General features: G+C 60.3%; 12 protein-coding genes. 5 read left to right on the forward strand and 7 right to left on the reverse strand.

Annotation, left to right across the window (positions count from 1 at the left end):
• The first annotated feature begins 80 nt into the window (after nucleotides 1-80).
• The 5 genes from pmbA (at nucleotide 81) to ribD (ending at nucleotide 5009) form a co-directional block, all read left to right on the forward strand.
• Complete coding sequence (gene pmbA, locus KBA32_RS00545; RefSeq protein WP_294353652.1) at nucleotides 81-1454, forward strand: metalloprotease PmbA; 1374 nt, start codon at nucleotides 81-83, stop codon at nucleotides 1452-1454.
• A 31-nt stretch (nucleotides 1455-1485) separates the two neighbouring features.
• On the forward strand, nucleotides 1486-2097 hold the full coding sequence (locus tag KBA32_RS00550; RefSeq protein WP_294353655.1) for a histidine phosphatase family protein: 612 nt from the start codon (nucleotides 1486-1488) through the stop codon (nucleotides 2095-2097).
• Between the two features lie 76 nt (nucleotides 2098-2173).
• Nucleotides 2174-3424: a serine hydroxymethyltransferase gene (glyA, locus tag KBA32_RS00555; protein ID WP_294353658.1), complete on the forward strand. Its 1251-nt coding sequence runs from the start codon at nucleotides 2174-2176 to the stop codon at nucleotides 3422-3424.
• Nucleotides 3425-3430: 6 nt separating this feature from the next.
• On the forward strand, nucleotides 3431-3901 hold the full coding sequence (gene nrdR / locus KBA32_RS00560; RefSeq protein ID WP_294353660.1) for a transcriptional regulator NrdR: 471 nt from the start codon (nucleotides 3431-3433) through the stop codon (nucleotides 3899-3901).
• 34 nt (nucleotides 3902-3935) lie between these two features.
• Nucleotides 3936-5009 (forward strand): bifunctional diaminohydroxyphosphoribosylaminopyrimidine deaminase/5-amino-6-(5-phosphoribosylamino)uracil reductase RibD, encoded by a 1074-nt coding sequence (gene ribD, locus KBA32_RS00565; RefSeq protein ID WP_294353822.1) that lies wholly within the window; start codon nucleotides 3936-3938, stop codon nucleotides 5007-5009.
• 390 nt (nucleotides 5010-5399) lie between these two features.
• Here the strand turns inward: ribD and rpoD are convergent, their stop codons facing one another.
• The 7 genes from rpoD to KBA32_RS00600 all read right to left on the reverse strand — a co-directional run bounded on the left by rpoD (nucleotide 5400) and on the right by KBA32_RS00600 (nucleotide 11467).
• Nucleotides 5400-7349 (reverse strand): RNA polymerase sigma factor RpoD, encoded by a 1950-nt coding sequence (rpoD, locus tag KBA32_RS00570; protein WP_294353662.1) that lies wholly within the window; start codon nucleotides 7347-7349, stop codon nucleotides 5400-5402.
• A gap of 45 nt (nucleotides 7350-7394) precedes the next feature.
• Entirely contained in the window at nucleotides 7395-9146 is a 1752-nt protein-coding gene (gene dnaG / locus KBA32_RS00575; RefSeq protein WP_294353665.1) for a DNA primase, read from the reverse strand.
• Nucleotides 9147-9217: 71 nt separating this feature from the next.
• Entirely contained in the window at nucleotides 9218-9670 is a 453-nt protein-coding gene (locus tag KBA32_RS00580) for a GatB/YqeY domain-containing protein (protein WP_294353667.1), read from the reverse strand.
• Between the two features lie 119 nt (nucleotides 9671-9789).
• Nucleotides 9790-10002: a 30S ribosomal protein S21 gene (gene rpsU / locus KBA32_RS00585; protein WP_153109694.1), complete on the reverse strand. Its 213-nt coding sequence runs from the start codon at nucleotides 10000-10002 to the stop codon at nucleotides 9790-9792.
• 114 nt (nucleotides 10003-10116) lie between these two features.
• Nucleotides 10117-10602 carry a dihydroneopterin triphosphate diphosphatase gene (nudB, locus tag KBA32_RS00590; protein WP_294353679.1) on the reverse strand — a complete coding sequence of 162 codons (486 nt, stop codon included), beginning with the start codon at nucleotides 10600-10602 and terminating at the stop codon, nucleotides 10117-10119.
• Nucleotides 10599-11060: a barstar family protein gene (locus tag KBA32_RS00595; RefSeq protein ID WP_294353682.1), complete on the reverse strand. Its 462-nt coding sequence runs from the start codon at nucleotides 11058-11060 to the stop codon at nucleotides 10599-10601. Before KBA32_RS00595 ends, nudB begins: the two co-directional genes overlap by 4 nt.
• Nucleotides 11057-11467, reverse strand: coding sequence for a ribonuclease domain-containing protein (locus tag KBA32_RS00600; RefSeq protein WP_294353685.1), 411 nt, complete (start codon nucleotides 11465-11467; stop codon nucleotides 11057-11059). Before KBA32_RS00600 ends, KBA32_RS00595 begins: the two co-directional genes overlap by 4 nt.
• Nucleotides 11468-11469: the final 2 nt, after the last annotated feature.

Consider the following 11469-nt stretch of genomic DNA (forward strand, 5'->3'; position numbering starts at 1 on the left):
TCGGGGCTGGGGGTGGGCGGCCGGGATGGCCGGAAGGGAACTGCTATGATAACGACTTTCCACGCACCGATCGTTACCCCATGTCGCGAACTCCTCCTTCCCCGGTCTCCGAATCGCGCTTCAGCCATCCGCTGGAGACCTTGCAGCAATTGGCGCAGGACGTTCTCGCGCATGCGAAGCATCTCGGTGCGAGCGACTGCGAGGTCGACGTCTCCGAAGGCTTCGGGCAATCGGTCACCGTGCGTTGCGACGAGGTCGAGACGATCGAGTACAACCGCGACAAGGGGATCGGCATCACGGTCTATCTCGGGCAGCAGAAAGGGCACGCGAGCACGTCGGATTTTTCCGCATCGGCGTTGCGCGAGACGGTCGAGGCCGCGCTCAGCATCGCCCGCTTCACCGCGCCCGACCCGTGCGCCGGCCTGCCCGGGCCGGAGTTGCTGGCGACGCGTGAGCAGGCGTTCGCCGACCTCGATCTCTATCATCCGTGGACCGTTTCTGTCGACGAGAGCGTCGATCTGGCGCGGCGCTGCGAGCAGGCCGCGTTTGCCGTCAGCCCGGAAGTGACCAACTCGGAAGGAGCGACCGTCTCGATTCAGGAGGGGCATTTCATCTCGGCCAACAGCCTCGGCTTCATGGGCGGCTACCCGACCTCGCGCCACTACCTCGCGTGTTCGGTGATCGCCGGCAAGGACGAGACCATGCAGCGCGACGACTGGTATTCGACGGCGCGTGACGCACGCAATATCGCGACGCCCGAGGAAATCGGCGACTACGCGGCACGACGTGCGTTGGCGCGTCTGGGTGCGCGCAAGATCAAGACCTGCAAGGTGCCGGTGCTGTTCGAGGCACCGCTCGCTTCGTCGCTGATCGGCAACTTTGTACACTCGGTAAGTGGCGGCAGCCTTTACCGCAAGGCGACTTTTTTGGTGGATAGCCTGGGCAAGCCGGTGTTCTCGAAAAACGTGAAGATCAGCGAGCAGCCGCATCTGCCCGGCGGCCTGTCGAGCAGCACGTTCGACAGCGACGGCGTGGCGACGCGCGAGCGCGAGGTGGTCGTCGACGGCGTGTTGAACGGCTACTTCCTGAGCGCCTATTCGGCGCGCAAGCTGGGCATGCAATCGACCGGCAACGCCGGCGGCTGCCACAACCTGGTCGTCAAACCGGGCCGTCACAACTTCGAAGCGCTGCTCAAGAAGATGGGCCGCGGCCTTGTCGTCACCGAACTGCTCGGCCAGGGCGTCAATTACGTGAACGGCGACTACTCGCGCGGCGCCGCCGGCTTCTGGGTCGAGGACGGAAAGATCGTGCATGCGGTCGAGGAAATCACCATCGCCGGCAATCTGCGCGACATGTTCCGCCACGTCGCCGCGGTCGGCAATGACGTGCTGGTGCGCGGATCGAAGCAGGTCGGTTCGCTGCTCATCGAGCAGATGAAGGTCGCCGGCAACTGAGCGCGGCCAGCGACGCGCCGCAAACGACGCCATGACCCGAATCTGCTTTGCCCGTCACGGTGAGACGGACTGGAATATCGAACTGCGCATGCAGGGCCACGTCGACATCCCCCTGAACGCGACCGGGCTGGCGCAAGCTGCGGCCTTGGGTCGGCGCTTTGCCGCAGGCATGGAAGCCGCAGCGATCTACAGCAGCGATTTGCTGCGTGCGCGGCAGACCGCGCAGCCGATCGCCGAGGCGCTCGGCTTGCCGGTCGTTCCTCTCGCCGGTTTGCGCGAGCGCAGTTTCGGCCGCTGCGAGGGGCTTGTCATCGCCGAGATCCTCGAACGCTTTCCCGAAGAAGGTCTGGCCATGAAGCGCCGCGACGCCGACCACGTGCCGCAGGGCGGCGAGAGCCGCCGCCAGCATCAGGAGCGCATTCGTGCCTGCGTGCGCGAATTGGCTGGTTGTCATGCTGAACAATCGTTGGTTGTTGTGACGCATGGCGGTGTGCTCGATGTTGTTTATCGAATCGCTACCGGCCTGCCGATCGAGGCGCCGCGCAACTATCCGATCGGAAATGCCGGCATCAACTGGGTGCGCGTCGAGGGCGAACAGTGGGCGATCGAGTCCTGGGGCGAGGTCGCTCACCTGAGCGAATAACTTGCGTTCCGGCCAAATTCCGCTATTGGGCTGCATGCTATAATCGCCCTCTTTTCAACGGCTTGTGAGGCAAACGATGTTTTCAGCGAAAGACACCCTGGCTAAAGTTGATCCGGAACTCTGGAAGGCGATTGAAAGCGAAAATCATCGTCAGGAAGAGCACATCGAACTGATCGCCTCCGAGAACTACGTGAGCAAGGCGGTCATGGAAGCGCAGGGCTCGCAACTGACCAACAAGTATGCCGAAGGTTATCCGGGCAAGCGCTACTACGGTGGTTGCGAGCACGTCGATGTGGCTGAGTCGATTGCCATCGACCGGCTAAAGAAACTGTTCGGCGCCGACTGCGCGAACGTGCAGCCGAACTCCGGTTCGCAGGCCAACCAGGCAGTGCTGATGGCCTTCGCCAAGCCGGGCGATACGATCATGGGCATGAGCCTGTCGGAAGGCGGCCACCTGACGCACGGCATGCCGCTGAACATGTCGGGCAAGTGGTTCAACGTCGTCGCCTACGGTCTCAACGAGAAGGAAGAGATCGATTACCCGAAGATGGAAGCGCTGGCGCGTGAGCACAAGCCGAAGATCATCATCGCCGGCGCCTCGGCCTACTCGCTGCGTATCGACTTCGAGCGTTTCGCCAAGATCGCCAAGGAAGTCGGCGCGATCTTCTGGGTCGACATGGCGCACTACGCCGGCCTGATCGCTGCCGGTTGCTATCCGAATCCGGTGCCTTTCGCCGACGTCGTGACCTCGACGACGCACAAGACGCTGCGCGGCCCGCGCGGCGGCGTCATCCTGATGAAGGCCGAGCACGAGAAGGCCATCAATTCCGCCATCTTCCCCGGCCTGCAAGGCGGCCCGCTGATGCATGTGATCGCCGCCAAGGCCGTCGCGTTCAAGGAAGCTGCGTCGCCCGAGTTCCGCGCCTACCAGGAACAGGTCGTCGCCAACGCCCGCGTGCTCTCGCGCGTGCTGTCGGAAGAGCGCGGCCTGCGCATCGTTTCGGGCCGTACCGAATCGCACGTCTTCCTGATCGACCTGCGCGCCAAGAACATCACCGGCAAGGAAGCCGAAGCAGCGCTCGGCCGTGCGCACATCACGGTGAACAAGAACGGCATCCCGAACGATCCGCAGAAGCCGATGGTTACCTCCGGCATCCGCATCGGCACGCCGGCGATGACGACGCGCGGCTTCACCGAGATCGAAGCCGAGGAAGTCGCGCACCTGATCGCAGACGTGCTCGACGCACCGAACGACGAAGCCGTGCTTGAGCGCGTGCGCAAGCAGGTTTCCGTACTCTGCAAGAAGTTCCCCGTTTACGGTGCCTAAGCTGCAATGAAATGCCCGTTCTGCGGCGCGTCCGAAACGACGGTCGCTGATACGCGAATCAACGACGACGGAGACATCGTTCGCCGTCGTCGTCGTTGCATGACCTGCGACAAGCGGTTTTCGACCTATGAGCGCGCAGAGATCCGCTTGCCGCAGGTGGTCAAAAAGAACGGCCTGCGCGTTGAGTTCGACCGCGAAAAACTTTCCGCCAGTCTCTGGTTGGCATTGCGCAAACGGCCGGTAACGGTGGAGGCGGTCGATGCCTCGGTCGCACGGATTGAAGAGAAGTTGCTGACGCTCGGCGAGCGCGAAATTCCCTCGGAAAAGATCGGCGAGATGGTCATGCAGGAACTGAAGAAGATCGACAAGGTGGCGTACGTGCGCTTCGCCTCGGTCTATCGCAATTTCGAAGACGTGGACGCGTTTTCCGATCTGGTGCGCGAAGTCTCGCTTCCGGCCCCGCGGCGCGGCCGCTAGTTTTCAAGTGTTCAGCGCCGCCGATCACGAGTTCATGGCGCAGGCGCTACGCCTTGCCGAGCGCGGGCTGTATACCACCACCCCGAATCCGCGCGTCGGCTGCGTCATCGTCAAAGACGGCAAGGTTGTCGGCGAAGGTTGGCATCAAAAAGCGGGCGAAGCACACGCCGAGGTCCACGCGCTGCGCGCCGCCGGTGAGGGCGCACGGGGCGCGACAGTCTACGTGACGCTCGAACCCTGTAGCCACCATGGCCGCACGCCGCCCTGTGCCGATGCGTTGGTCGCTGCCGGCGTGGCGCGCGTCGTCGCAGCCATGCAAGACCCCAATCCCCAGGTTGCCGGACGAGGAATCACGCGCCTGCAGGCGGCGGGTGTCGTCGCCGAATGCGGTCTGCTTGAGGCCGAAGCGCGCGAACTCAACATCGGTTTCGTCGCGCGCATGACGCGCGGACGGCCGTGGCTGCGCCTGAAGGTGGCGGCCAGCCTGGACGGAAAGACGGCGCTCGAGAACGGCGTCAGCCAATGGATCACCGGGCCGGCGGCGCGCCAGGACGGCCATCGCTGGCGTGCCCGCGCTTGCGCCATCCTGAGCGGTATCGGAACGGTGCGTGACGATGATCCTCGACTCAATGTGCGCGGCGTTCAGACCTCTCGCCAACCGGTCAAGGTCATCGTCGACAGCCGGCTTGCCTTGAGCCTCAATGCGAAGTTGCTGGATGCTGGCGAAGTGATTGTCGCGACGGCCTGCGAGGATCGGGCAAGAATGGACGCGCTGCGCGGCGTCGGCGCGGATATCCTGCATTTGCCGGACGCCAATGGAAAGGTCGATCTATCGGCGTTGCTGCAGGAACTCGGACGGCGCGGCGTCAACGAATTGCACGTCGAAGGGGGCGGGCGACTCAACGGAACCCTGGTTGATGCCGGTTTGATCGACGAACTGCTGCTTTACCTGGCGCCCTGCCTGATCGGCGATGTTGCTCGCGGGATGTTCAGCCTGCCGGCGCTGGCGTCGCTCGAAGAAAAGAAATGTTTGGCCATTCGCGACGCGCGCATGGTCGGCAGCGACCTGCGCATTCTGGCGCGTCTGAATAGCGTTATGGGCGGATAAAGAAAAAGCCAGCGCAAGGCTGGCTTCTTCGAATTGGTGGGCCTCCCGTGAGTCGAACACGGCACCAACGGATTCTGGTTTGTGTGGCTTTCGCCACTCCCCGGACTATGCCTTCACCATCGCTTTCGCCTTAGGTGGGTGCCGTCTAGTCTCTACACCTTCAACAGCACTTTCGTGCTGAAGCTTGGCTCGGCGTTGCCATCCGCATCGCTGCGCTTAGGTTTCGCCGAATTTGACACCATCCCATACGCAGTTTCCAAACGTATGGCACAAATTTTATGAGTCCGCTGCTCTAACCAAGCATGAGCTAGAGGCCCGAAACCGCGATTCTACCGGGACTTCGCCGGCTTTGACGAAGAATTCGGACGGTATCGGTAAATCGTTCTGCCATCAGTTATTCCCACTGTCGAGAAAGCTGCGCAGCTTGTCCGAACGCGACGGGTGGCGCAGCTTGCGCAGTGCCTTGGCCTCGATCTGACGGATACGCTCGCGTGTGACGTCGAACTGCTTGCCGACTTCCTCGAGCGTATGGTCGGTGTTCATCTCGATGCCGAAGCGCATGCGCAGGACCTTGGCCTCGCGCGGCGTCAGTGTATCCAGTACGTCCTTGGTGATGAAGCGCAGGCTGGAGAACAGGGCAGCGTCGGTCGGTGCAAGCGTCGCCGAGTCTTCGATGAAGTCACCAAGGTGCGAGTCGTCGTCGTCGCCGATCGGCGTTTCCATCGAGATCGGTTCCTTGCTGATCTTGAGGATCTTGCGGATCTTTTCTTCCGGCATCTCCATCTTCTTGGCCAGCGTCGCCGGGTCGGCTTCCATACCCGTTTCCTGGAGAATCTGGCGTGAGATGCGGTTCATCTTGTTGATCGTTTCGATCATGTGCACCGGGATGCGAATCGTGCGTGCCTGATCGGCGATCGAGCGAGTGATCGCCTGGCGAATCCACCACGTCGCGTAGGTCGAGAACTTGTAGCCACGGCGGTATTCGAACTTGTCGACGGCTTTCATCAGGCCGATGTTGCCTTCCTGGATAAGGTCGAGGAACTGCAGGCCGCGGTTGGTGTACTTCTTGGCGATCGAGATGACGAGGCGGAGGTTGGCTTCGGTCATTTCGCGCTTGGCGCGCCGAGCCTTCGCTTCGCCGGTCGACATCTGCTTGTTGATGTCCTTCAGTTCCTTGATCGGAATGCCGATTCGATCCTGGAGGGCGAGTAACTTCTTCTGCTCTTCCTGAATGTTGGGTGCATTGCGCGTGAGGATAGCGGCATAGGCCCTGCTGCTGCTCGACGCGAGTTCGCCGTCGACCCATTCCAGATTGAGTTCGTTGCCGGGGAAAACCTTGATGAAGTGCGGGCGCGGCATACGTACGGTATCGACGCAGATGCGCTGGATCTTCCGCTCGCAGGCGCGGACTTCTTCAACCATTGCGCGAACAGAGTCGCAAAGGCGTTCGATTGCCTTCGAGGTGAAGCGGATACCCATCATCTCTTCGGAGATTTTCTCCTGCAGCTTCAGATAAGTTTTGTCCTGCGATCCCTTCTTGATCAGGGCATTGTGCGCCTTGGCGTAATGCGCCTTGATGATCGCCAGGCGTGCGAGACCTTCTTCTTTCAGCTTGAGCAGTGAGGCAGCGGCAGCGGCTCCTTCGACAGCTTCGCCGTCGTCTTCGCTTTCGTCTTCTTCAACTTCTGCTTCCTCGTCTTCGGCGAGTTCCTCGATCTCTTCATCGGCGTCGGGATCGATGAGTCCGTCGATCAACTCGTCGATGCGCATTTCGTCGCGTTCGATCTTCTCAGCACAATCAACGAGTTCGGCAATCGTCGTAGGGCAGGCCGAAATGGCCTGGATCATGTGCTTCAGGCCGTCTTCGATCCGCTTGGCGATCTCGATTTCGCCTTCGCGCGTGAGCAACTCCACCGAGCCCATTTCGCGCATGTACATGCGTACCGGATCGGTGGTGCGGCCGAATTCGGAGTCGACGGTCGATAGCGCCTGTTCGGCCTGTTCTTCAACGTCGGCATCGTCGGCAGCGACGGTCGGTGCGTTGTCCGACATGAGGAGGGTTTCAGCATCGGGCGCCTCGTCGTAGACCTGGATGCCCATGTCGTTGAACGTGCTGATGATGCTCTCAATCTGCTCGGCATCGACAACGTCGTCCGGCAGGTGGTCATTGACTTCCGCGTACGTTAAAAAGCCGCGCTCTTTCCCGAGTTTGATCAGCGTCTTGAGCCGCGTCCTGCGTGTTTCGTCGTCCGTTGGCGACGGCTGGTTGCCGATCTGTGCCAAAAGCTCCGCGGCCTTTGCTTTTGCTGTCTTGCTGCTTGCTGCCTTTTCCTTTGCCATGACCAAGTCCCGGTTAGCGTTAAACTGGAAAAACCCTAGATTTTATCACAACTTACGTGCGAGATCAGCGTCCGCATTCGAGCGCAGGAGCTGGCGGTATTGCTCCTTTTCCTCGCTGGAAAGGCCGGGAAGCCCAAGCTTGATGACTTTCTCCTGCAGTTGCTCGAAGGCGCGCTTGTTTTCCGCTTCACGTAGTCTCTGAATGATTCCTTCAAACTCGTCGTCAATGCCCTCTTCGGCAAACGGGTGCAGCATTAGTTCGGCGGCAGATTCGTTCAACACGCTATCTTGCTCACCACCCCGCAATTGCTCTAGCAGGACTGTGTAGGTTGGCGGCGATTCTTCGTAGTCCTGTATCGTTTCGCACAATCGCTTTACCGCAAACGCCTCTGCGTGATTGTCTGGCAACGCTGCATGCGGCACTCGCTTCGCCAGTTCGGGTTTCTGCAGCAAGAGTCTAAGCAACGGCCTGAACAAGGAGGGAGCCTTGCGTGGTGCGACTGCCGGTGCTGCTCGTGCCACCGGGCGCAGATCGCACAGCCGTTCCACTTCGCTTTGCGAGAACCCGCTAGCTTCCGCAAGCCTCTTGACCAACTGTAGTCGCAATAAGGGCGTTTGCAAGCGCGCCAGAAGTGGCTTGGCTTCGGCAACGAGCTTGGCGCGACCTTCTGCGCTGGTCATGTCGCAGCGCGTTGACAGCTCTCTCAGAAGGAATTCGGAAAGCGGTAGTGCTTGCGCGACCATACGCTCAAACGCATCCTTGCCCTGGTTGCGCACGAAACTGTCCGGGTCGTCCTTTTCAGGCAGGAAAACAAAACCGATGCTCTTTTGTTCGGGCAAGGCTTCAAGGCTGTTTTCGAGCGCGCGCCATGCCGCCTTCTTGCCGGCTGTGTCGCCATCGAAGCAATAGACGATACGGTCGACCTGGCGCAGAAGCTTCTTGACGTGCGTCCCGGTGGTTGCCGTTCCGAGGGTGGCGACGGCGTTGCCGATGCCGTGCTGGGCGAGCGCGACGACGTCCATGTAGCCTTCGACGACGACCGCTGTGTTTGTGTCGCGCAGGGCGCTTCGTGCTTGCGGCAAGCCGAAAAGTTCGCGCCCCTTCTCGAATAGGGGGGTCTCCGGCGAATTCAGATACTTGGGTTCGCCCGCACCAAGTACGCGGCCGCCAAATGCGATAGTTTCTCCCTTCTGGTTCTTGATCGGGAACATGATCCGGTCGCGAAAACGATCGTACAGGCGGCCTGTTTCGTGTTTGATCACCATGCCTGTCTGTTGCAAGTCCGTGCGGGTGTAGTCCTCGAATGCTGTGCCAAGGTTTTGTGAGCCGTTGGGTGCATAACCGATTCCGAACTTCTGCGCAATCGCGCCGCTGACGCCGCGATTTCTTAGGTAGTCAATGGCCTTTTCGGATCGCTTCAGCTGTTCGTAGTAGTACCTTGCCGCGATGTCCATCACTTCCGTCAGGCTGGACAGCTTCGGGCCACTCGGGGTGTTGCGCCCATCCTGCTCGGGGAGTTGCATGCCAGTGCGTCCGGCAAGATCCTTTACGGCATCGATGAAGCCAAGGCCCGAGTATTCCATGAGAAATCCGATGGCCGTCCCGTGCGCTCCGCAACCGAAGCAGTGGTAGAACTGCTTTGTCGGGCTGACCGTGAAGGACGGCGACTTCTCGCTGTGAAACGGGCAGCACGCTGCGAAATTGGCGCCAGCTTTCTTTAGGGGGACGAATCCGTCGATCAGGTCGACCAAGTCGGTCCGGTGCAGCAATTCCTGAATGAAAGACTCGGGAATCATCGACGTGGCGCGTGGTGAATGGTTCGGACTGCCGGTGTTGCGGTTGGGGTGGAGCCCCGTCGCGGTAAGGGTTAAGCCTTGGGCGCGAGTGCGCCCTTGACGCGCCTGGAGACTTCAGTCATGTCGGCGCGGCCGGCGAGTCGTGCTTTGAGTATGCCCATGACCTTGCCCATATCGCCAGGGCCTATCGCGTCTGTCTCGGCAATCGCAGCGTTTACCGCCGTGTCAACTTCCGCGCTGGAAAGTCCCGCTGGCATGTAGTCGCTGAGCAGCGATGCCTCGAACTTCTCTGCGTCGGCCAAGTCCTGGCGCCCTGCAGACTCGTACTGGCTGATCGAATCCCGGCGCTGCTTCAGCATCTTGTCGATAACCGTGACGATCGCGGCATCGTCGAGTTCGGTGCGCTCGTCGACTTCTTTTTGCTTGATTGCTGCGAGCAGAAGGCGAATTGCGCCGAGTCGTGCGGGCTCCCTGGCGCGCATCGCCGCTTTCATGTCTTCAGTGATACGATCTTTCAGTGTCATTGAAAGGTTCCTTGGCGAGGAGGCTTCCCGCGTCAGTCAAGCAGCGCGCCGAACGGCACAAACAAGAAAAGCCGCCAAGTTGAACCAACGGGCGGCTATCTGACAGGCAGCGGTACGGTTTAGTAGAGTTTTGGCGGCAGCGTCTGGCTGCGCATGCGCTTGTGGTGGCGCTTGACTGCGGCGGCGAGCTTGCGCTTGCGCTCGGCGGTGGGCTTTTCGTAGAACTCGCGGGCGCGCAATTCAGTCAGCAAACCAGTCTTTTCGACGGTACGCTTGAAACGGCGGATCGCTACTTCGAACGGTTCGTTTTCCTTCAGGCGAATGGCAGGCATTAACTCTATCCTAATTTCAAAAGTCGTCAGATTACTGCTGAGCCCAGTATTATAAACAAAGAGTCGTCGAAAGTCCAAGCGCTTTTACGTGTTGCTTCGCCTCGGGGGCTTCGCTCACTGCGAGGAGGCCCCGGTTTCTCTGGTCAGACTTCGTTGTGCGGCGAGTCGATCGGGAAGTTCCAGTATGGCGTCGCGATTGCTCCAGGAGAATACTTTGGCAGCAGCCTCTTCGTAGTCCAGCCAGCAATAGCCAGTATGTTCTCCAGGCGCCGTGATTACGGGCGTGTTTTCTTCCACGGCGAGCGAAAAGACATGCTCCGTGTTGTATCGAACGTCTGGTGCGTAGCGATGGCGCCATTCCTCGAAGATCTCGAAGGTGTTTGTCCTGTTCCAGTCAGCCATGCTTGCGGCGGTTGTGGCTATCCCGGTTTCTTCACGAACTTCGCGCGTGGCGGTTTCGATGAGGGTTTCGCCTTCTTCCTGGCTGCCGGTGACTGATTGCCAGTAGCCGGGATGCAGTGCTCGCTCAAGCAGCAGTATCTTCAAGTTGTATGTGTGAATCACAACGAGTACGGAGATAGGCCGTTTGAACTGGGTCATGCGAAGAGTTGGGGTTGTGCCGAAGTAGCGTTATCCGGGGTGTCGGTCAGGTAAAAAATCCAGAATGGCACGTCACGCGACTTCCACTCTTCCACGGCGCTTGCGAGAACCTGGTTGAATGCGGCGAAACTCGTCGGGGTCGCGCTTAAGGACGAAAGGCCGTCAAGCAGAATGACGTATCCCGGTGCCGGATGCCAGGAAAAATCTGTAAGGCAGTCGTTGAGGGCGTCGAGGTTGTTGCCGAACCACTCGGGGAGCTTCAAATCCCGTTTCATGGCTCGGATGAAGCCGGGGACGTTGCGAGCGTCTTTCAAGTCGACATGAAAACAGGCGAGCTTGAGTTCGTCAGCCGCCTTCAGCATACCGTCGAGGTCGGTACGAGCCAGCTTGAAGATGCCGGCCGTTGCAGGCTTATGTATTCTTGAGTCCGGTGCTGACGGCGTCGGGACGGGCGTCATTCTTCTCTAATCCTGCGAAATGTGCGGTAGTGATCGGCTGTGTAGTAGTACTCGCCTGATGTGGCGACCGAATTGTTACTTCCTTTGCCGGCGACGATACGTCGTGCGCCACGGTCGGTGCGCCATGGTGTCGGGACGGTGTATTCGCGATAGTAACCTCGGGCTTGGGGTGGCAAGCGTCGCTCGAAATTTCCGAAGACGCTGCCGTCCTTGTGCGGGTAAGGAAAGGGACCGCCTTGCCGAATCAACTGGAGCGTCTGTTTCGCTTCTGCGGGGAGGGACGAGATCGCGACCGCTGCAATAGATGCGCTGTGCGCCTGGTCTCGCGCCAGCGTTGGCGACAATCCGCACACTCCAGCCAGCGCCAGAAAAAGCGCCAGTCGGAAGAGTGCGGCGAGTCGCGCCATGG

Source organism: Propionivibrio sp. (assembly GCF_017995515.1).
In the GTDB taxonomy this organism is placed as follows: Bacteria; Pseudomonadota; Gammaproteobacteria; order Burkholderiales; family Rhodocyclaceae; genus Propionivibrio.